The sequence below is a fragment of the Bradyrhizobium sp. MOS002 genome, assembly GCF_003020115.1.
In the GTDB taxonomy this organism is placed as follows: domain Bacteria; phylum Pseudomonadota; class Alphaproteobacteria; order Rhizobiales; family Xanthobacteraceae; genus Bradyrhizobium.
The window spans coordinates 403,300-423,654 of record NZ_PYFX01000001.1; the positions used below are offsets into that span (position 1 = coordinate 403,300).

The 20,355-nt window shown below is 65.4% G+C and carries 22 protein-coding genes; 9 read left to right on the plus strand and 13 right to left on the minus strand.

Going from position 1 to position 20,355, the window contains the following annotated elements:
• Positions 1-124 precede the first annotated feature (124 nt).
• From C7G41_RS02040 to C7G41_RS02050, 3 genes are read left to right on the plus strand one after another with little or no spacing between them, the layout of a single operon-like run.
• Positions 125-973: a chorismate mutase gene (locus tag C7G41_RS02040; RefSeq protein ID WP_106941001.1), complete on the plus strand. Its 849-nt coding sequence runs from the start codon at positions 125-127 to the stop codon at positions 971-973.
• A 34-nt stretch (positions 974-1,007) separates the two neighbouring features.
• Positions 1,008-2,102 carry a histidinol-phosphate transaminase gene (locus C7G41_RS02045; RefSeq protein WP_106941461.1) on the plus strand — a complete coding sequence of 365 codons (1,095 nt, stop codon included), beginning with the start codon at positions 1,008-1,010 and terminating at the stop codon, positions 2,100-2,102.
• Positions 2,099-3,037, plus strand: coding sequence for a prephenate/arogenate dehydrogenase family protein (locus tag C7G41_RS02050; RefSeq protein ID WP_106941002.1), 939 nt, complete (start codon positions 2,099-2,101; stop codon positions 3,035-3,037). The genes C7G41_RS02045 and C7G41_RS02050 overlap by 4 nt, the downstream gene beginning before the upstream one ends.
• 248 nt (positions 3,038-3,285) lie before the next feature.
• Here C7G41_RS02050 and C7G41_RS02055 read toward each other — a convergent pair whose 3' ends face one another.
• The 3 genes from C7G41_RS02055 to C7G41_RS02065 all read right to left on the minus strand — a co-directional run bounded on the left by C7G41_RS02055 (position 3,286) and on the right by C7G41_RS02065 (position 6,471).
• Positions 3,286-3,513 (minus strand): hypothetical protein, encoded by a 228-nt coding sequence (locus C7G41_RS02055; protein ID WP_106941003.1) that lies wholly within the window; start codon positions 3,511-3,513, stop codon positions 3,286-3,288.
• Positions 3,514-3,703: 190 nt separating this feature from the next.
• Positions 3,704-5,047, minus strand: coding sequence for a GDSL-type esterase/lipase family protein (locus tag C7G41_RS02060; protein WP_106941004.1), 1,344 nt, complete (start codon positions 5,045-5,047; stop codon positions 3,704-3,706).
• 239 nt (positions 5,048-5,286) lie between these two features.
• Positions 5,287-6,471: a DUF2125 domain-containing protein gene (locus tag C7G41_RS02065; RefSeq protein WP_106941005.1), complete on the minus strand. Its 1,185-nt coding sequence runs from the start codon at positions 6,469-6,471 to the stop codon at positions 5,287-5,289.
• Between the two features lie 110 nt (positions 6,472-6,581).
• Here C7G41_RS02065 and C7G41_RS02070 point away from each other — a divergent pair, with 110 nt between their 5' ends.
• Entirely contained in the window at positions 6,582-7,193 is a 612-nt protein-coding gene (locus C7G41_RS02070; RefSeq protein WP_199198081.1) for a gamma-glutamylcyclotransferase, read from the plus strand.
• Here the strand turns inward: C7G41_RS02070 and C7G41_RS02075 are convergent.
• The 4 genes from C7G41_RS02075 to ftsE all read right to left on the minus strand — a co-directional run bounded on the left by C7G41_RS02075 (position 7,190) and on the right by ftsE (position 10,395).
• Complete coding sequence (locus C7G41_RS02075; RefSeq protein ID WP_106941007.1) at positions 7,190-7,963, minus strand: 1-acyl-sn-glycerol-3-phosphate acyltransferase; 774 nt, start codon at positions 7,961-7,963, stop codon at positions 7,190-7,192. The two genes, C7G41_RS02070 and C7G41_RS02075, sit on opposite strands and share 4 nt — an antisense overlap.
• Before the next feature lie 33 nt (positions 7,964-7,996).
• Entirely contained in the window at positions 7,997-8,701 is a 705-nt protein-coding gene (locus C7G41_RS02080) for a YdcF family protein (protein WP_106941008.1), read from the minus strand.
• A gap of 73 nt (positions 8,702-8,774) precedes the next feature.
• Positions 8,775-9,743, minus strand: coding sequence for an ABC transporter permease (locus tag C7G41_RS02085; protein ID WP_027514144.1), 969 nt, complete (start codon positions 9,741-9,743; stop codon positions 8,775-8,777).
• A complete protein-coding gene (gene ftsE, locus C7G41_RS02090) occupies positions 9,736-10,395 on the minus strand; it encodes a cell division ATP-binding protein FtsE (RefSeq protein WP_008135325.1) in 660 nt (219 codons plus the stop codon). Before ftsE ends, C7G41_RS02085 begins: the two co-directional genes overlap by 8 nt.
• Positions 10,396-10,586: 191 nt before the next feature.
• Between ftsE and C7G41_RS02095 the strand changes: the two genes are divergently transcribed.
• Complete coding sequence (locus C7G41_RS02095; protein WP_199198154.1) at positions 10,587-11,465, plus strand: MJ0042-type zinc finger domain-containing protein; 879 nt, start codon at positions 10,587-10,589, stop codon at positions 11,463-11,465.
• A gap of 59 nt (positions 11,466-11,524) precedes the next feature.
• Positions 11,525-11,899 carry a response regulator gene (locus tag C7G41_RS02100; RefSeq protein ID WP_027565610.1) on the plus strand — a complete coding sequence of 125 codons (375 nt, stop codon included), beginning with the start codon at positions 11,525-11,527 and terminating at the stop codon, positions 11,897-11,899.
• A gap of 104 nt (positions 11,900-12,003) precedes the next feature.
• Here the strand turns inward: C7G41_RS02100 and C7G41_RS02105 are convergent, their stop codons facing one another.
• Positions 12,004-13,164, minus strand: a complete 1,161-nt coding sequence (locus C7G41_RS02105) for a DUF4175 family protein (RefSeq protein WP_106941010.1) — start codon at positions 13,162-13,164, stop codon at positions 12,004-12,006.
• Positions 13,152-15,098 (minus strand): TIGR02302 family protein, encoded by a 1,947-nt coding sequence (locus C7G41_RS02110; RefSeq protein WP_106941011.1) that lies wholly within the window; start codon positions 15,096-15,098, stop codon positions 13,152-13,154. The genes C7G41_RS02105 and C7G41_RS02110 overlap by 13 nt, the downstream gene beginning before the upstream one ends.
• Positions 15,099-15,264: 166 nt before the next feature.
• On the opposite strand from C7G41_RS02110, the gene C7G41_RS02115 reads away from it, so the two are divergent.
• Together C7G41_RS02115 and C7G41_RS02120 are read left to right on the plus strand one after the other, a co-directional pair.
• Positions 15,265-15,648, plus strand: coding sequence for a carboxymuconolactone decarboxylase family protein (locus tag C7G41_RS02115; protein ID WP_007597318.1), 384 nt, complete (start codon positions 15,265-15,267; stop codon positions 15,646-15,648).
• Positions 15,649-15,868: 220 nt separating this feature from the next.
• Positions 15,869-16,765 (plus strand): NAD(P)-dependent oxidoreductase, encoded by an 897-nt coding sequence (locus C7G41_RS02120; RefSeq protein ID WP_106941012.1) that lies wholly within the window; start codon positions 15,869-15,871, stop codon positions 16,763-16,765.
• 61 nt (positions 16,766-16,826) lie between these two features.
• Here the strand turns inward: C7G41_RS02120 and C7G41_RS02125 are convergent, their stop codons facing one another.
• The 3 genes from C7G41_RS02125 to C7G41_RS02135 form a co-directional block, all read right to left on the minus strand.
• A complete protein-coding gene (locus C7G41_RS02125; RefSeq protein WP_106941013.1) occupies positions 16,827-17,102 on the minus strand; it encodes a hypothetical protein in 276 nt (91 codons plus the stop codon).
• A gap of 64 nt (positions 17,103-17,166) precedes the next feature.
• On the minus strand, positions 17,167-17,493 hold the full coding sequence (locus C7G41_RS02130; RefSeq protein ID WP_106941014.1) for a DUF1330 domain-containing protein: 327 nt from the start codon (positions 17,491-17,493) through the stop codon (positions 17,167-17,169).
• Positions 17,494-17,627: 134 nt separating this feature from the next.
• Complete coding sequence (locus C7G41_RS02135) at positions 17,628-18,326, minus strand: helix-turn-helix domain-containing protein (RefSeq protein ID WP_106941015.1); 699 nt, start codon at positions 18,324-18,326, stop codon at positions 17,628-17,630.
• A 182-nt stretch (positions 18,327-18,508) separates the two neighbouring features.
• On the opposite strand from C7G41_RS02135, the gene C7G41_RS02140 reads away from it, so the two are divergent.
• Complete coding sequence (locus C7G41_RS02140) at positions 18,509-19,027, plus strand: SRPBCC family protein (RefSeq protein ID WP_106941462.1); 519 nt, start codon at positions 18,509-18,511, stop codon at positions 19,025-19,027.
• A 57-nt stretch (positions 19,028-19,084) separates the two neighbouring features.
• Here C7G41_RS02140 and lysA read toward each other — a convergent pair whose 3' ends face one another.
• Positions 19,085-20,350, minus strand: coding sequence for a diaminopimelate decarboxylase (gene lysA, locus C7G41_RS02145; protein ID WP_106941016.1), 1,266 nt, complete (start codon positions 20,348-20,350; stop codon positions 19,085-19,087).
• Positions 20,351-20,355 lie beyond the last annotated feature (5 nt).

Genomic DNA, 20,355 nt, shown 5'->3' on the forward strand with positions numbered 1-20,355 from the left:
GCCCGATTTCCCTCTGTATTTCTCTTTGCTTTCGCAGCCCCGACTGCCTAATCAGGACATCCATCGCCGCGGTGACGGCTCGACTGATCCGCATTGGAACGCCTCTCAACAGCACCTCACAGACATGTCCCAACGTCCGCCCGCGCCACCATCGCTCCAGGAATTGCGCAAGGAGATCGACGCGATCGACGAGGGCATGCATCGCCTGCTGATGCAGCGCGGCGACATCATCGACCGCCTGATCCAGGTGAAGCAGACCCAGGAGGTCGGCTCGGCGTTCCGCCCGGCGCGCGAGGCCGCCATGATGCGTGACCTCGTCCAGCGCCATCGCGGTATCCTGCCGCTCGACACGGTCGAGAGCATCTGGCGCGTCATCATCGCGACTTTCACCTATGTCCAGGCGCCGTTCTCGGTCCACGCCGACATCTCGGCGAGCGAGCCGGCCATGCGCGATTCCGCGCGATTCCATTTCGGCTTCACCGTGCCTTACGTCGCGCATTTCAGCGCGCAGGCGGCGGTCGAGGCGGTCGCGAAGTCCAAGGGCGATCTGGCGCTGGTCTCGGCGACCTCGAGCCGCACGCCGTGGTGGCTGTCGCTGGAAGAAGCCGGCGCGCCAAAGATCATCGCGCGGCTGCCCTTCGTCGAGCGCGCCGACCATCCGGCGGCGCTGCCCGTGTTTGCGGTCTCGCGCGTCGCCGACAGCGCCCTGGTGACGGAGGTCGAGACCTTCAGCGTACGCGTGTCGGGGTGGAATGCCGAGGTCGCGCGCGCCCTGTCGCCGCTCGCCGAGATCGTGGCGGTGCCCGACACCGCCTTCGACGGCGCCGCGCTGCTGGTCTCGGTCACCGCGACGAGCAGCCTCGACAAAATCAAGGCAGCCCTGATCGAAGCGGGGGCCTCGGTGCGCTCCACGGCCCTCGTCGGCAGCCACGCAACGCGCTATACGGTGCCCCCGACCGGGTCGAAATCGTAAGTCGCGAACCGCTTAAGCCACTCCGGAGTTGAAGATGTCCCGCCCCGTGCCGAATCCCGGCATTCTCGATATTGCGCCCTACACGCCCGGCAAGACTCCGATGGCGGAGCCCGGCCGCAAGGTGTTCAAGCTCTCGGCCAACGAGACGCCGTTCGGGGCCTCGCCGAAGGCGATCGAGGCGTTCAAGCATGTGGCGGATCATCTGGAAGACTATCCGGAAGGAACCTCGCGCGTGCTGCGCGAAGCGATCGGGCGCACCTTCGGGCTCGATCCCAACCGCATCATCTGCGGCGCCGGCTCGGACGAGATCCTCAACCTGCTCGCCCACACCTATCTCAGCCACGGTGACGAGGCGATCTCGACCACGCACGGCTTTCTGGTCTATCCGATCGCGACCATGGCGGTCGGCGCGAAGAATGTCATCGCGGCCGAGAAGAACCTCACCTGCGATGTCGACGCCATCCTCAAGGCGGTGACGCCGAAGACAAAGCTGGTCTGGCTCGCCAACCCCAACAATCCGACCGGCACCTATGTGCCGTTCGACGAGGTCAAGCGCCTGCGCGCCGGCCTGCCCTCGCACGTGCTGCTGGTGCTGGACGCAGCCTATTGCGACTACGTCTCGCGCAACGATTACGAGATGGGGATCGAACTCGTCGCCACCACCGAGAACACGGTCGTGACCCACACCTTCTCCAAGATCCATGGTCTTGCGGCGCTGCGCATCGGCTGGATGTTCGGCCCCGAGCACATCATCGACGCGGTCAACCGCATCCGCGGTCCCTTCAACGTGTCGACGCCGGCGATGTACGCCGCCGTTGCCGCGATCGAGGACACCGCGCATCAGGCCATGTCGAAGCAGTTCACCGAGACCTGGCGCAACTGGCTCGCCGAGGAGATCGGCAAGCTCGGGCTGAAGGTGACGCCGAGCGTCGCCAATTTCGTGCTGATCCACTTCCCGACCGAGGGCAAGACCTCGGACGCAGCCGACGCCTTCCTCACCAAGCGCGGGCTGGTGCTGCGCGGCTTGAAGAACTACGGCCTGCCGCATTCGCTGCGCATGACCATCGGCACCGAGGAGGCCAACCGCCTCGTCGTCGAGGGCCTGCGCGACTTCATGGCCGGACGATGAGCGCGACCCCGCACTTCCAGCGCGTCGCGCTGATCGGCTTCGGCCTGATCGGCGGCTCGATCGCACGCGCTGCGAAGCTCCAGGGCCTGGCTGGCGAGATCGTCACCACCGCACGCTCGGAGAAGACGCGCGCACGCGTGATGGAGCTCGGCATCGTCGATCAGGTCGTGGCGACCAATGCGGAAGCCGTGAAGGACGCCGATCTCGTCATCCTCTGCATTCCCGTCGGCGCCTGCGGGCCGGTGGCGCAGGAGATCGCCGCGCATCTCAAGCCCGGCGCAATCATCTCCGACGTCGGCTCGGTCAAGGGCGCCATCGTCAAGGATATGGCGCCGCATCTGCCGGAAGGCATCCATTTCGTGCCGGCGCATCCCGTCGCAGGCACCGAGCATTCGGGCCCCGATTCCGGCTTCGCCGAGCTCTTCATCAACCGCTGGTGCATCCTCACCCCGCCGGAGGGCGTTGATGCCGCTGCCACCGATCGCCTGCGCGCGTTCTGGGCGGCGATGGGCGCCAAGGTCGAGATCATGACGCCGGATCATCATGATCTCGTGCTCGCGATCACCAGCCATCTGCCGCATCTGATCGCCTACACCATCGTCGGCACCGCCGACGAGCTGGCGCAGGTGACGGAGTCCGAGGTCATCAAGTTCTCCGCCGGCGGCTTTCGCGACTTCACGCGCATCGCCGCCTCCGATCCGACGATGTGGCGCGACGTCTTCCTAGCCAACAAGGAAGCCGTGCTGGAGATGCTCGGCACCTTCACCGAGGATCTGGCCAAGCTCACCCGCGCGATCCGCCGCGGCGACGGCGAGGCGCTGTTCGACCACTTCACCCGCACCCGCGCCATCCGCCGTGGCATTGTCGAAATCGGCCAGGACTCGGCGGCGCCCGACTTCGGCCGGCCGCATGCGCAGCTCGGCAACAAGCCGTAGCACTGAAGTAGCCCGGATGGAGCGCAAGCGTAATCCGGGACCTCCGTCGCTTGAGGCAAGATTCCCGGATTGCGCTTCGCTCCATCCAGGCTACGAGCCCGCGTGGCTCTGTGACTAGAACGGATAGTAGCCGATCTAGTCATGACGATTGTCGCGATTGTCCAAGGCCATGTTCAAGGCCACGCGCAATGGGCCCGGCCGGGACATGACTGGGCCCAGTTTGCGACGGGCACGTAGTGGGACAGCGGCTATTTGCCCTTGGTCGCGCGCATCACCATGGGACGCGGCGATTTCGACGTGGGGACGAACGCCATCGTCTCCCGTGTTGCGGGGCTCGCGAGGGTGCGATCGCCGTTCGGATACATTGAGGCGTATGCGGCCGGCTCCTGCGACTGCCATTGCCACTGCGCGAACGCGGGCGTCACGAGCGTGGTCGAGATGGCGATGGCGGCAACGAACAGTTTGGACTTGGTCATGGTATCTCTCCTGCCTGGGCGACCGCCTCAACGTGCGGCCGACATGGAGAGAGAGCGGATTTTCCGGCTGCGCATTCCCGGCGGGTCATCACGATCCGGCGAAGCGGCCGTGAGTTCAGCTCGTAATCCGCATGCAGGGAGTTACGACAGCTGAGGGCGATGAATGGAGCGAGGCGACTCTGAATTCATCCTACTGCTTCGCGCTGCGACCAAACTTTCCCGGCTTGAACAGATCGAGGTCGATGGCCTGTCCCATCGCCAGATATCCGGTGCGGTTGGGATGAAGCTTGTCGCCGGCGCCGCCAGTCGTGCTTTCGGGAACGAACTCCGGCTTGAGACCACCCGACGCCGGATCGAGCGTCGCGCGATCAAAATCTATCACACCGTCGAACGTCCCCGAGTCACGGATGAATGCGTTGAGCGCCTTGCGCTTGTCATCCTGCTCGGGAAAACCATGTGCCGCGCTGGTGCTGCCCAATGCCGAAACGACGGTGGCGCCGATGATCCGGGCTTGCGGCCATTTCGCACGTAGCCTCGCGACGCCGTCCTTCATCGCGGCGATGACCTGGTCGGCTGTAAAATTACCGTTCTTGCTGAAATCGTTGATGCCTTCTAGCCAGATCAGGCTCGATATGCCGGAGAGCGACAGCACGTCGCGATCGAGCCGCTGGCCCGAAGCGGGGCCGCCCGCGTACGGTTTGTCGGGACCATATTCGGCGGGGCCTGCGATTTGGTTGCCACCGATGCCGCCATTCACGACGGCGACCTTGTTGCCGTAGACCGCCTTCAGCCGACGCGACAGCACGTTGGGCCAGCGATCGTCGCCATTCATGGTCGAGGCGGTCCCGTCGGTAATCGAATCCCCAAACGCCATGATGGCGAAGGCATCGGCAGGCGCAGTCATTTCGATCGCATCGAGAAAGAACCACGACGCAGTCGCATAGGGGAAGGAAGCCTCGTCTTCGAGGGCGCCCTTCGCGCCGGCGCCGGGCGCACTGACATAGGAGGTGGTCAGCGCTTTGGCGTGCCAGGTCATCGGACCACTCTGGCCGGCAACATGAAAACTGACCGCAAGCCGGCGGCCGCCGAGGTCATCGGGCCGCTTTGCAAACGGCAGCGCGATCGCGTCGCTCCAGACCGAATTCCCCGGCGACACCGTAACGGAAGCCGTCCCGGCGAACGTAACCGGAGTGTTGGAGCCGCGGATCAACGCGGCACTGCCCGATTGCAGGCCGACGTAAACGCCGTCAAACGTGACGGGCTTGGTGCCGAAGGCGTTGCTGAGCCGGATGCGGGCCTGACGGCCCCAGATATCCGGCCGCACGATCAGGCGAAAGGTCTGGTCCCGCGCACCGGCCGCAGGCTCGGGAAACGCGAATTTCTGTTCGGGCTGGGCAGACGGATTGCCGACGGGGTATGGGCCCTGGACCGCGCCCGTCCAGGACACCACCCAATGTTCGCCATCCTTAGCGGTAGCGGTCTGAAGCGAGGCGACGAGCAACGATGCTGCGACGAGACAATTCAACGCGTGCATTGTTTCCCCCGAACCCCAGATAATTTGGGCGCGACCTTAGAGCCGTCAGTTGGCCTTCAATAGGCTGGCGGAACGCTACCTGTCCAGACGCCACTGACGCACTCTAGGCCTGACGCCGGAGAGGACCTCGCAGGTTGCATCACCGGCGCCACAAGAAGCTCTTCGGAAGGATCTGTTCACAGCTTCGAGCACGTCAGGCGGACCAAGCCGTCCGCCCGGCAAATTTATGAATTCACGACCTAATACAGCGGCGGGATCTGGCCGACCTTGACCGGGCCGAGCAGCACAGCGCCGTCGACGAACTTCAGCGGGAAGCTGCGAGCCTTCTTGCCTTCCAGCGTGCTCTCGGTGCCGATCGAATTGATGCCGGCGGCAACGCCGGCATTGGCGTTCTGCTTGATGACCTTGCCGAGCCCGGGAACGGCGCGGTCGAGCGCACCGAACAGATTGTTGAGGTCCTGCGACTTCACGCCGGGCGCGACGCGATCGAGGGTTGCCTGCGGCACCCCCTCCTCCAGCATCTTCTCGATGCCGAGCGCGGGGATCACGCGCTCGAGGCCCGTCACCGTCATCTGCAATTCGCCGTCGAGACGGCCGTTAGCCGAGATCCCGAGCGTGCCGGCCGAAACCGCGATCATCTCGCCCTGCTGGATCCGGGACTGCACGATCTCGATATGGCCGCCGGCCGCCTGGATCTCGCGGAAGCGCTGGGGCCACGGCTTTGGCGTAAGGTCGGAGAGTCCGGAGATCTTCGCCCGCGTGTCGGCCTCGAACGGCTCGGCGAGCAGCGGATGAACGCCCTGAATGCTGCCCTGCGCGATCTGGAACACGGTCTCGATCACGGGATGATCGGACGGCGATCCCTCCGCGAGGCGTCCATGCAGCTCGACTTGTTTCGCGCGCGCGAGCGGCACCTGCACGCTGCCGTCGACCCGGTTGACGGTCGGCTCCTCGAACACGATGGAGGCGCGCTCCGGCACGGCGGGCAGGCCGACCACGCTGCTGCGCCCCTTGCTCCAGTTCACGACGAAGGTGTTTTGCGTGACGCCGTCAGTGAGCGTCGCGGGTGCGGTGAATTCGGCGATGACGCGCTTGGGGTCGTAGACCTGGGCGAGGACCAGGATGTTGTCGAGCTTCGCCGTGAACGGCGTCTTGCTGGCGTTCTGCGACACCAGGGCGACGCTGGCGCCGGAACACTGGACCTCGAAGCGGAACGGGAAGCCCGCGATCGAGCGCTTGGCGCAATCATAGATGCGGCCGGATTTGGCCTCCTGCGCGCGCCAGGCGTCGGCGGCGATTTCGGCCTGCGACGCCGCATAGAACCAGAAACAGCTCCACGCCACCGCGAGGATCAGGAGGATGACAGGGGCGATGAAAAGGCGCCAACGGGAGCGCCGGCGCGCGGCAATGGTCATATCGGACATGTGGCGACCCTTTGACCCCTGATGATGGCAAATGTAAGCGAGGTTGGCTTGCTCCGAAAGGCGGAGAATTCGCTTCGCTTGGGGGCGCGGTTCTGGTAGCCGTGCCCGAAATGTCGGAAATCACCCTCCCCTCCGTCACCACTGCCAAAGGCGACCTCTGGGTGTTCGGCTACGGCTCGCTGATGTGGCGGCCGGGCTTCGAATTCGAGGAGCGTGTCCCGGCGCGGCTGGTCGGCGAGCATCGCGCGCTCTGTGTCTATTCCTTCGTCCACCGTGGCACACCGGAGAAGCCGGGTCTGGTGCTCGGCCTCGACCGCGGTGGCGCCTGCCGCGGCATCGCGTTCCGCGTCGCCGAAAAGAACCGTGCCGACGTCGTCGCCTATTTGCGCGCGCGCGAGCAGGTGACGTCGGTCTATCGCGAAGTCATGCGCTCGGTGTGGCTGGAGAACGATGCGCGGCAGCGCGTCTCCGCGCTCGCCTATGTCGTCGACCGCGGCCATGTGCAATATGCCGGCCGGCTGTCGCTCACCGACCAGCATCGCCACGTGCTCCAGGGCCACGGCCAGTCCGGCGCCAACCGCGACTACGTGACCGCGACGGTGAAGGCGATCGAGGCCGAAGGTTTTCGCGATGCGCCGCTGCATCAGCTTGCCACGATGCTGCATGGTGATGCGCATTCTCCGCACGCGCCGGCTCCCGCGAACGATCGGGAAAACCGCTAGCTCTCCGACGGCGCATAGCTCGGCGCCGAGCCGATCAGCTGCTCCTGCTCCTTGCGGCCCGCTTCGACGAGGCGGCCGGTCGCGTCTTCGATCGCCGTTTGCACACGGGAGAGAAACTCGTCCTTGGGCAAGCCCGGCGGCAGCGGATCGAGGAACTCCACCACCAGCGTACCGGGATAACGCATGAAGGTGCGGCGCGGCCAGAACAGGCCGGAATTGAGCGCGATCGGCAGGCACTGCGCGCCGCAGGACGAATAGATCTGCGCGAAGCCGCTCTTGTAGTCCGGTGGCGCGCCCGGAGCGCGGCGCGTGCCTTCGGGAAAGATCACGAGCTGCCCGCCGCTGCGTACCGCCTCGCGCGCCCGCCGCGTCATGTCCAGCAGCGCCTTGACGCCGGCGTTGCGGTCGATCGCGATCATCCCGGTCTTGACCAGGAACTGACCGAACACCGGGATCTGCATGAGCTGACGCTTGAGGATGAAAATCGGACGGTTGAAAAAACCCGGCAAGACGAACGTCTCCAAGAACGACTGGTGCTTCGCCACGACGACCAATGGTCCCGTCGGAATCTTGTCGAGGCCGCGGAATTCCACCTTGATGTTGCAGACGGCCCGCATCAGGAACAGCGTCGCCTTTGCCCACCATTGCGCGACCGTGAGCATGGCGCGCGGCGGCAATGCGAAGGTCGGCAGCGCCACGATCGCGAGGCACACCAGCACGGTGTAGAACAGCAAGTTGAACACGAGCGATCGCAGGAAAATCAAGAACATCGAGGATCCGATCAATTGCCGATCAGTTGCCGATCAATTGGCCTGTGCGGTGGCGGGCCGCTTCGGCTGCAGCCCGGGAGGCTGCTCCGACATCTCGGGCGAAAGGTCAATCCCGAAATCCTCCAGCCGCACCCTGAGCTCGGCCGCGATGTACTTGACATATTCCGACAACAGCAGCCGCAAGGTGGACGCCGAGGTCCACCACGGCTCCTCGCGCCATTTGTCGCCGACCACCGCGAACGGGATCAGTGTCGTCTCCGGCATCGCATGCGAGAATTCCACCAGCGCGCGCGGCATGTGATAGTTCGAGGTAACCACGATCAGCGATTTGAAGCCGCGTCCCGCGGCCCAGCGCCGCGCTTCCGCGGCATTGCCGCGGGTCGAGACCGCGGTGCGGTCGAGATCGACGCAGCAACGCATGAAGGACTGGTTCTCCGGCAACGTCCGGGAGATGTCGCTCGCCGTCGAGGTCGGGTGCACGCCGGAGATCAGGAGCCTCCTGCCGTAGCCGGCAGCGAGCAGCTCCATCGCATCCGACACCCGCGAGGAGCCGCCGGTCAGAACCACGATGCCGTCCGCCTTGCGGTCCGGCGCGATCTCGGCGCCGCGCAATTGCGACAGAAACGCGATGAAGCCCGCCGCGGCGCCGACGAAGGCGAGCGCAATCGTCGACATCACGGCCGCGCGCAGCCAGCCACGCGGCAGTTTCGGCGATCGATCGTCGGTCGGCGCGGTCATGCGATGTCGGTGATCCCTTCCCAGAGGTGATTTTAGGACGTTTTGAGGCGAAGTGGAGTCCGGTTTGTCGGCCTCAATCAACATCATTCAGCGTCGCGAACAGAGTCTGGCGCGAGGCGACCGCGGTGATGGCGCCGATCAGCACGGCCTGCACCGCGAGCACGATGTAGCCGGACGGCCGCAACGAGAAGGTGCCGAGCAGTGCGGCGAACTGGTCGCCGACGGGTGTGCCGGAAAACCAGCCTGCAATCGACTCGGAGAAGCCGAACACCAGCATGGCGGCGCCGCCGCCGATCACGCCCCCCTCCAGCCCCAGCCTGAGAAAGTGACGCAGGAAGCGGTTGGCGATATAGCGGTCGCCGGCGCCGACGAAATGCAGCACCTCGACGATCGGACGGTTCGCCGCCATGGCGCCTCGGGTCGCGAACGACACCGAGATGATGGTGGCGACGATGACGAGCGCGAGGATGCCGAGGCCGGCGAGCACGGTGGCGTTGGTCATCGAGCGCATGCGCTCGATCCAGGCGCGGTGATCGTCGACGCTGGCGCTCGGCGCCACCTGGGTCACGCGGGCGCGCAGAGCGCCAAGATCGAGCGCCGTGCCGGGCTGCACGCGCGCGATGATCATGCGCGGCACCGGCAGATCGTCCATCGACAGCCCGGTGCCGAGCCAGGGCTCGAGCAGCTTGCCGCTCTCGTCCTTGGTGAACGGCTTGACCTCGACAATGCCGGCTTGCGCGCGCATGGCCTCGGTCACCGCTGCGGTGTCGCGTTCGAGATCGCGGCCGGTCTGCGGGCGGACCTGGATGGTGATCTCGCTCGCGACATCCGACTGCCATTCGGCGGCGGAGGCGCTCACCAGCAGCACCGTGCCGGTCGTCATCGACGCCAGGAAGGTCATGATGGCGACGACGGCGACCAGCGCGCGGCCATGGATCGAGGCGCGCGGCACGATCGGCGACATGTTGCGCGCCCTGGCCGGAAGCGGCGGCCCCTCCTGTCCGAGATCGACCAGCACGCCGCGCTCGTCGGGCCTACTCATAGACGTGCAGCCGTCCCTGGTGCAGCACGAAGCGTCGCGCCTCGTACTGGTCCATCAGGGCGATATCGTGGGTGGCGATGATGACGGCGGTGCCAGACTTGTTGAGCTCGATGAACAGCCGCAGCAGGCGGCGGCCGAGCGTCGGATCGACGCTGCCGGTCGGCTCGTCGGCCAGCAGCAGCTGCGGCCGGGAGATCACGGCGCGCGCGATCGCCGCGCGCTGCTTCTCGCCGCCGGACAGGATCGGCGGCAGCGCGTCCATGCGCTCGCCGAGCCCGACCCATTTCAGGAGGTCGATGACCTCCTTGCGATAGCTCGATTCGCTGCGGCCCATCACGCGGAACGGCAGCGCGACGTTCTCATAGGTCGTCATGTGGTCGAGCAGGCGGAAATCCTGGAGCACGATGCCAATGCGCTTGCGCAAGTCTGCGATCTCATCCTTGCCGAGCTGCGAAATGTCGTGACCGAACAAATTGACGAGGCCCCGCGTCGGGCGATGCGAGAGGAACAACAGGCGCAGCAATGAGGTCTTGCCGGCGCCGGACGGCCCGGTGAGAAACTGGAAGGAATGCGCCGGAATCTGGAAGTTGAGGTCGCGCAAGACCTCGGGCCCCAGGCCGTAACGCAATCCGACATTTTCGAACCGAACCAAGCTCAGCTCCGTTCGAGAGAGGCCGCGGGCCGCGCGGCTGTGCTCCGCCACACGCGATCAGCGGGTTTTGCGGCCGTTATGGTTTCCGGTTCGTTAACGGTCGTCCTGTAGCATAATTGGTAGCATCTTTCCCGCTCGGTTCTCCGCGACCGTGTCACCGTCAAGACTTGGCCATGCATCAAGGCTCGTCCATGCATATCGTCTGCCCTCATTGTACGACATCCTACGCCGTCAAGCCCGCGAGCCTTGGGGCGAACGGGCGGACCGTGCGCTGTTCCCGTTGCAAGGAAACCTGGGTCGCCCATGCCGAGGATGCCATCGAGGAGGCATCTGTCCCGGCCATGGCCGCAGCCAGCCGGGCCGACGACCAGTCCGATCTCGCCGAGCAGTGGAACTCCTATGCCCAGGACGACGGCGCCGCTGACGCACCTGTCGTCGACAGCCCCTCGATCGCCAGCGACTGGCCGGACCAGGAGGCCACCGACACCGAGGACGAATGGTCGGCGGCCGCCCGGTCCGTCGAGGAGGAAGTCGTCGGCGAGCAGCACCAGTCCTGGTTCCGAGGCCTGTTCGGCCGCCGCGGCGCCCGGGTGCGCCGTCCGGTCGCCACGGCGGTCCCGCGAAAATCGCATTTCGGCCTGCCAACAGCCTGCGCCGCCATGGGCGCGCTGGTGCTGGCGCTGGTGATCTGGCGCGGCGACATGGTGCGGCTGCTGCCGCAGACGGCCGCCTTCTACAGGATGGTCGGCCTCGAAGTTAACCTGCGCGCACTGGCCTTCAAGGACGTCAAGCTCTCCAGCGAGACCGTGGACGGTAAGCAGGTGCTCGTCATCGAGGGCGTGATCGTGGGTCAGGGCAAGAAGCCGCTCGACATTCCTCGATTGCGCTTTGCGGTGCGCGACGCGCAGGGCGCGGAAATCTACGCCTGGAACGCCGTTCTGGAACAGACCGTGCTACAGCCCGGCGAGCGCGCCTTCTTCCGCTCGCGCCTGGCCTCGCCGCCGCCGGAGGGCCGCAATATCGACGTTCGCTTCTTCAACCGGCGCGACATCGCCGGCGGCAGCGTATAATCGATTTCGCAGGTCTCGCAGGCAAAGTTGGTGGCGAGATTGATCCCAAGGTTTGTCTCATGTCCAAAATCCTGATCGCCGACGACGAGGATTCGATGCGCCAGCTGGTGGCGCGCGCCATCGCCATGGACGGTCACGAGACCGTCACCGCGCAAGACGGCGCCGAGGCGCTGGAGATCCTGACCCGCGCGGACGGCGGGTTCGACCTGCTGCTCACCGACATCCAGATGCCGGTGATGGACGGCATCGCGCTGGCGCTTTCTGTTGCACGCGATTTCCCCGATTTGACCATTCTGCTGATGACCGGCTTTGCCGACCAGCGCGAACGCGCCTCGAACCTCAATGCGCTGGTGCATGACGTCGTGACCAAGCCGTTCTCGGTCGCCGACATCCGCACGGCGGTGGCGGATGCGCTGGCGGCGAAGAAGGGGTAGCGAATCGGGTTCGTAGCTTGTAGCCCGCATGAGCGCAGCGACATGCGGGACCGGCGGCCCCGGATATCGCTTCGCTCATCCGGGCTACGAGAGCTGCGACAGCCTCAAAAATCCTTCAGCAGCCGCTCGATGTAGTCGAGCTCGATCTGCGGGCGCGAGCTATCCCCCAAGCGGCGACGGAGCTCCTCGAGGATGCGGCGGACGCGCTGGGCGTCGATCTCGCCGGGGATCTTGACCGTGTAGTCGTCGCTCAGATCGCGGCCGTGAAGGGGGCGGCCGAGCGGGTCGGTCTGATTGCCGCCGCTCTGCTGGCGGCCGGGCCGGTTGCCGGGACCATCGCCCTGCCCGTCGCCATCGCCCTGCTGCATCGCCTCGGCCATCTTCTGCGCGCCCTTGCGCAAGGCTTCGAGCGCTTTCCCCTGCGCGTCCACGGCGCCGTCCGAATTGCCTTCGCCGAGCTGCGAGCCGGCATCGCCCATGGCCCCGTCGGCGGCGTCCAGACTGCCGTCGTCATCGCCCTGGTCACCGTCCTGATCGCCATCCTGGCCCGGTTGTCCCTGCTCGCCCTGCTGACCCTTCTGCCCTTTCTGGCCCTGGCTCTTCTGGCCCTTTTGCCCCTTCTGCGCGAGGCCGCGCTTGGCGAGCTCGTCCTGCAGCTTCTTCAGGCGATCCCGCAGCGACTGCTGATCCTGCTGGAGGTCCGACATCGACTGGTCGCCCTGCTGCTTGCCGCGCGAGCGCTCACGCCGGGAATCCTGCCCCTGCTTGAAAGTCTTGTCGCGCAATTGCTGCTGCTTGCGGATCATGTCGCTGAGCTCGTTGAGCGCCTGCTCCATGTCGCTGTCGCCGGATTGCCCGGGCTGCGCCATCTGGAGGTTTTCCATGATCTGCGCGAGCTGCTCGAGCATGCGCTGGGCCGCTTCTTTATTGCCTTCGCGCGCCGCCTTCTCGATTTGCTTCAGCAATTCGTCGAGGTCGCGCTGCGTGATGACGGAACGATCGCGATTGGAGGATTGGCTCTTTTCCGTCGCCCGCTTGTACTCCTCGAGCTTCTGAATCGCATCGGATTGATTGTTCAGGCTCTTGCCGGATTCCTTCTGCCTGAGGCTGTCGCCGGAATCCTGCATCGCCTTTTCAGCGCCATCGAGCAGGGCATCGACATCCTGATCCTGCTGGGCAGCCACGGGCAAGACGCCTCCCAACAGGAAGGCGAGGCAGGCGATCGAGATCGCCTTCAAGACTGGCACGCGTGCTAGCTTCCGCATTTACGGTCTCGCGTCGACTGGTTGGCCCCGTCGTTGCCCGCCTTCGCCCGGTTGTTCGCCGACTTGCGATAGGCCTGAAGCTGCTCGCGCAACGCGTCCTGCTGCTTCGCGAGCTCTTCGAGCTGCTCGGGCGTGGCGTTCTGGGTCTTTTGTTTCAGCTCGACGGACTTGTCGAGGATGAGCTGAACCTCTGCCGGGAATGGCTGGCGGGGTCCAAGCGGATTCTGCTCGGCGCGCCGGGCGAGATCGCGCACCTTGCCGGCCATCGCCTCGCGAAGTTTTTGCGTCAGCGCCTTGATCTCGTCCTCGCTGGCGCCGCGTTCCAGCGCCCGCTTGAGCGCATCCTGCGCCGACCGCAGCGCGGCGTTGACGCTGCCGGCGACACCGTCGTCCTCGATGGTGACCGCGAACGCCCACATGCTTTTCACCACATCGCGCATCGCGTCGTCGGTGCGGGCGGCTTCGAGCTGCAGCGCCAGGCTGCGCAGGCCGAGATAGCAGCCCGCATCCGGCGTGAACAATTCGGGTGCGATCATCAGCGCGTCGAGCGCGGCGTAGACATCCGAGTTCTTGTTGGCGTCGAGCGCGAGGATGCGGCGCTGTTCGACCAGCGCGCGCGCGAGCGAGTTGGTGAACAGCCGCTCGGGCAGGCGCATGTTGAAGGGCTCGCTCCTGGCCTCGTTGCCGGCCTCGTCCTTGGCGGTGAGGGTCAGCGTGACGTCGGCGCCGGCATAGGGATCCTCGCTGAGGTCCTTCACCGTCTGGCCGACGCCGTTGCGGGTGCGCGCATTCGGCAGCACGAGCGGGAATTGCGGAGGCTGGAATAGCGGCCGCGCGGCGGCCTTGGTGTCGGCCTCCTTGCTGCCATCCTTGCCCCCATCCTTGGCATCGGCGGGGCGCAGGCCGATTTGCGCGTCGGCGCCGGTGACGCCGTAATCGTCCTCGATCTTGTAGGTGAGCTGGAGTCCGCCACGGGCCTGGCGCTCGGGATCCTTGGCCAGCGCGATCGTCGGCGCGCGGTCTGGCGTTGCCGCAAACGACCATTGCGGCTGGCCGGAGGGCGCGCGGACATGCGCGGTGCCGTCGCCGCTGATGGCGAAATGCTTCTCGTTGGTGCCCTTGGGCGCGGCTTCGGTGGGCGCGACTTCCTTGAGGCCGCCGGAGACGACAACATCAAGGCTGCCGCCGGAGGAGCGAACGATCAGGGTTGAGCCTGCGGGAACCGCCAGCGGGCCGCTGGCCGGCAGCGCCGCGGCCTCCTTGTTCGCGGCCGACAGTATGACCGGCGGTTTGCCGGTGTAGAGCGGCGGCGTGACCCAGGCATCGACGCGAACATTCGTCGGGGCCAGGACACCGTTCCAGTGGAAGGCGGCCCCGAGCCGCATCGCACGCTCGTCGCCGGCGGCGAAGAAGGTCGCAACCAGCATCACCATGACCAGCGCGCGCAGCGCCCAGGGATCATGCAGAGCGAGCCGGGGCTTCGGCATACCGGCGCGGATGCGCTTGATCGAAGCCAGCGTGCGCTCGCGCTGCGCCCGCCACAAGGCCTGCGCAACCGGGTCCTGCGAGCTCAGCGTGTCCGTCAGCGTGGTGGCCGGCCGATGACGGATGCCGGAGCCGCGGTCGAGCCGGGCCAGCGCCTCCTCGCGGGTCGGCCAGCGGAAGCGACTCAATGGGAACAGGACGGCAATCGCAACGCCAGCGAAAACCACGAGACCGATGGCGCGGGCAATAGACGGCAGCGCCAGCCAGAGGCCGGCCCAGGACACCACCAGGAACAGGCCGACGACGGTTAGAAGCCGCGCCAAATTTGGCCAGGCACGCTCCCACGCGATGGCATAAGTGGCCCGCTGCAGGGCTTGCGCCAGCTTCAGCCGCGACAGAGCGTCGCCATCGCGGATCGGGTCTGACGGGTCGGGGGTGACGCCGTTCAATCAACTCTCCAGGTTGCCCGGTAGAGAAGCGTACCACAACGGCAGCACTGAGGCATCCGTTCCTGTACGGGAGACACCCCTTTTCCCGCATAACACGAGGACGTGACTGGCCCGCCGCAACCCCGTAATTTCCGCGCCGACAGCCTGGGGAAACAAAGGAAACGCCATGGACAAGAAGATGCACGACAAGGGCCTGGAAGTCCGCAAAGCGGTGCTGGGCGAGGCCTATGTCAACAACGCCCTGAAGACCGTCGACGACTTCAACCGTCCGTTCCAGGAGATGCTCAACGAATATTGCTGGGGCACGGTGTGGGGCCGCGAGGAGCTGCCGCGCAAGACCCGCAGCATGCTCAACATCGCGATGATCGCGATCCTCAATCGTCAGCACGAATTCCGCGCGCATCTGAAAGGCGCACTCACCAATGGCGTTAGCCGCGACGAGATCCGCGAGATCCTGATGCAGGTCGCAATCTATGGCGGCATGCCGGCTGCGGTCGACAGTTTTCGGATCGCGCGCGAGGTGTTCGCGGAAATCGACGGCAAGGCGTGAGGCGCGCCGGTGTGAGGGACGGGAACGCCACGTCCCTCTCCCGCGTCGTCCTGGCGAAAGCCAGGACCCATAGCCACCGGCAGCTGTGGTTACGGCGACTCGGAGTTGCCACTTCGCGCCACAACCTCTCCCTGGGGTAATGGGTCCTGGCTTTCGCCAGGACGACACCGGTGGGTCCGCGCCGATCAACAACAACCTATAATCAACACAAGGAAACACCATGGACATCGGATTCATCGGCCTCGGAAACATGGGTTTCCCGATGGCGCGGCGGCTGATCGAGGCCGGCAACCGGCTCGTCGTGTTCGACACGCGCCAGGAGGTCGTCGACAAGCTGGTGGCGCGCGGCGCCACCGCGGCGACGTCGCCGAAGGACGTCGCCGACCAGGTCGAGACCGTCATGGCGAGCCTGCCCTCGCTGCAGGCTTCGCTCGCGGTTGCGACGGGGCCGAACGGCGTGATCGAGGGGAGCCGCGTCAAACGCTTCATCGATCTCTCCACCGTCGGCTCGGCGATGGCGGTGAAGATTCACGGCCTGCTCGCCGAGCATGACATCGTGCAGATCGACTGCCCCGTCTCCGGCGGCGTCGGCGGCGCCGAGAAGGGCACGCTGGCGGTGATGGTCTCGGGGCCGAAGACCGAGTTCGAGCTGCTCAAGCCCGCGCTCGACGTCATCGGAAAAGTGTTCTTCATCGGCGAGAAACCCGGCGCGGCGCAGACCATGAAGCTCGCCAACAATTTCTTGTCGGCCACCGCGATCGTGGCGACCTCGGAAGCGGTGGTGATGGGCGTCAAGGCCGGGCTCGATCCCGCCGTGATGATCGACGTCATCAATGCCGGCTCCGGCATGAACACCGCGAGCCGCGACAAGTTTCCGCGCTCGGTGCTGCCGCGGACGTTTGACTTCGGCTTTGCCACCGGACTGATGGTGAAGGACGTGCGGCTGGCGCTGGAGGAGATGAAGCAGCTCGGCCTGTCGATGGAGGTCGCGGATGCGGTCGGCCGGTTGTGGGAGACAGTCATCAGCGCGGAAGGCGCCGAGTCCGATTTCACCGCGGCGATCAAGCCGATCGAAAAGAAGGCGGGCGTTGTGGTGGGCGGCAGGCCACCCAGCTAGCGCCAACACGAGGACGCAGCGCCGACGACCGGCGCTGCGCTATCGTTCTTGGATCGATCTGCTACGAGCGGCGTCTGCCAAGTTCCAGAAGGTCGATCGGCTGCTCCAGTTGCAGGGAGGCCGAGCCCCCGCTGCATTTGATGTACTTCTCGTCGCACCTGCGCATGCACCGTCTCTCGCTCGAGCATTTCGCAGAGGTGTTGTTGCAGCTGACCCACGTAATGTCGCACCGCGTGACCCGGGCCGACGCGGCGCCGGAAAGTCCGAGCAGGAAGGCCACGCTGCAAGCTACGAAAAGCATGCGAAGCAGGCCAGCGCCGGCAAGTGAATCGTTCATTCCAACCTCCTGTGTTGGCCGGGCACGTCTGCGCCTGCGGCCGAGTTTTTGACAAAGACGCAGTTCAAGCCTTGGCGAGATAGGGGATCGTGCCGGCCAAGTCGGTATCGTCGATCAACTGGAAGCGGCTCTCGCTGCCGCCCCTGCGCGCTGCCGCGAAGCGGACGTAGGCGGGATCAGTGACGAAGGACTCCGCTGCCTTCGCCGTTGGAAACGACATGATCGCGATCAGCGATGTGTCGAGAGGGGCACCTTCAAGGGTTTTCACATTGCCACTGCGGGAAAGATACTTGCCGCCATGCTTGTGCACCAGCTCGTGGACGGACGCTGCGTAGTCCGGCACCCACTTTCCGTCAGTCACTTTGATGTCCGCGATCAGATACGCTGTCATGTCGTGTCTCCTGGCTCGAGTTCAGCTCCGCGTTGATACAGGCGGGCATCACTTGGGTGCCAGAACACGGCGCGGGCTCGCCAGTACGGGAACTGTAGCGGGGCGATACAAATACTGAATTGCGCCGCCTGGCATCAGCTCGCCAACTTGCGTTCCTTGGCGAACGGGCTGAGGCCCAGCCAGCTTTGCATGGCCGCGGCAAGCTGCCGGTCGCCCGTGAGCAGCATCCGCCGGCTTGCGACGGCCGCGCGCACGGTATCGAGTCCCATCCAGATCGCTGTCATGGAGCGCAGATCAACCGACACGTAAAGGTCAACGTCGAAACCGGGATCAATCGAGCAGAGGTCGACACTGTCGTCGGGATCGACGATCAGCCACCACAATCGCTGCGTTGAAGGTAATTCCGGATACGCGAACTGCAGCACGCTGCGGCGGGTCGGCATCGGCGTCGTGTTCAAATTCCGTCGCATGTCCCACATCAGCAGCTGGACATCGAGATGCTGAAGCGACAGATCCGACTCGATGCGGCGCTGGCCCCAGATGCCGAACGCCTCCACGATTGGGCCGAGTTCGCGTCCGGCCGTGGTCAGCAGATATTCTGTGATGCCGCGCTCGGAAGCCGACGCCCGGCGCGTTACGATGCCGGCGGCTTCGAGCTCCTTGAGACGTTGCGAGAGCAAGGCAGGCGACATCCGCGGAACGCCGCGGCGCAGCTCGTTGAAGCGCGTCGAGCCGGCAATGAGTTCGCGGAGGAGCACGACGGTCCAGCGCGTGCATAATATCTCGGCCGCCATCGCGACCGGACAAAACTGCCTGTAGCTGCCGATGGTCATGCGGGCCTCCGTGACAAGGGAAGGCTCAAACTTAGGCGCGCGGCGCGCGGCTTCCTAGTTCAGTTTCTGTATCAGCAGCGATTCATTCTCTGAACTGGCCGCGGACCGTGGTGAGCGTCTATTCGACCGGCATTGGCAAGCCGGCCGCCTCAATCGCGGCCCGCCGGACACAGGAGATTACCATGAAGAAACACGATTCAACGGCTTCAAGATTGCTCGTTTCGGTTCGCAGTGCCGCGATTTGCGCCCTCAGCCTGGGCGTCGGCGTCATGCCGGCGTCCGCAGCCAATCTGACGAGGAGCATCGAGGTCAGCAGTGCTGCGGCCGAGGTGTGGTCCGTCATCGGGCCGTTCTGCGCGATCAAGGATTGGCTGCCGCCGGTGGGACAGTGCATTGCGGACGGCAAGTCGCCGCCAACCCGGACGCTCGTCACCAGGGACAGCAGGGCCTCGTTCGTGGAGACGCAGACTGCGCGGAGCGACAAAGACTACAGCTATTCCTACGCGTTTCTGTCGAGCCCACTGCCGGTGAGCCAGTACAAGTCGACCATCAAGGTCACGGCAAAGGGTGAAGGCGCGTCGGTGGTGACATGGACCGGCATCTACACGCCCGACCCGGGGCGGGAGAAGGAAGCGGCCGATGCCCTCGGCGGCGTCTATGATTCCGGCCTCGCCGCGATCAGGGACCGGTTCAAGAAGTAGGAGTCAATGCAACGATGGGCGCAGCGGTAGCTGCGCTCATCGTGGACGATCACACACTCACAGCCAGGGCGCGGGCGTATCCATCGCGATCAGTTGCTCGACCTCGATGCGCGGACGCACGACGGCGTACTGATCGCCCTTCACCAGCACCTCGGGCACCAGCGGCCTCGTATTGTAGGTGCCGGCCTGCACTGCGCCATAGGCGCCGGCGGTCATGATGGCGATGAGGTCGCCGGGCTTTGGCGTCGGTAGCGTGCGATCCAGTGCGAGGTAGTCGCCGGTCTCGCAGACCGGGCCGACGACATCGGCCATGATGGTCGCGACCCCCTTCGCAGGCTGCGTCACCGGCAGAATGTCGTGATGAGCCTCATACAGCGTCGGACGGATCAGATCGTTCATGGCGGCGTCGATGATGACGAAATTCTTGCCGTCGCCGTGCTTCACATAGATCACCTTGGCGACCAGGATGCCGGCATTGCCGACGATCATGCGCCCGGGCTCGAACATCAGCGTGCAGCCGAGATTGTGGCTGACGCGCTTGACCATGGCGGCATAGGCGTCGGGCGCCGGCGGCGCCTCGCGGTCCATGTAATAGGGAATGCCGAGGCCGCCGCCGAAATCGACATGCGAGATGTTGTGGCCGTCGGCGCGCAGCATCTGCACGAATTCGGAGAGGATGCGGAACGCGATCTCCATCTTCGAGAGATCGGTGATCTGGCTGCCGATATGCACGTCGGTGCCTGTGACCTCGATGCCCGGCAGCTTCGCCGCGCGGGCATAGACCTCGCGGGCATGCGCGATCGGGATGCCGAACTTGTTCTCGGACTTGCCGGTCGAGATCTTTGCGTGCGTGCCGGCATCGACGTCCGGATTGACACGGATCGAAATCCGCGCGGTCTTGCCCGTCTCGCTCGCAAGGCGCGACAGCAGCTCGAGCTCGGGCTCGGATTCGACGTTGAGGCAGAGGATGTCGGCGGCCAGCGCGGCGCGCAGCTCGGCTTCCGTCTTGCCCACGCCGGAGAACAGGATCTTGTTTGCGGGAATGCCGGCGGCCAGCGCGCGCTTCAATTCGCCGCCGGAGACCACGTCCGCGCCGGCGCCGAGCCTGGCCAGCGTGCGCAGCACCGACTGGTTGGAATTCGCCTTCATGGCGTAGCAGACCAGCACCTTCTCGCCGGCGAAGGCGTCGGTGAAAACGCGATAGTGCCGCTCGAGCGTTGCGGTCGAATAGCAATAGAACGGCGTGCCGACGGTTGCAGCCAGCTCGGACAGGTTCACCGCCTCGGCGTGCAGCACGCCGTTGCGATAGTCAAAATGGTTCATGGCGT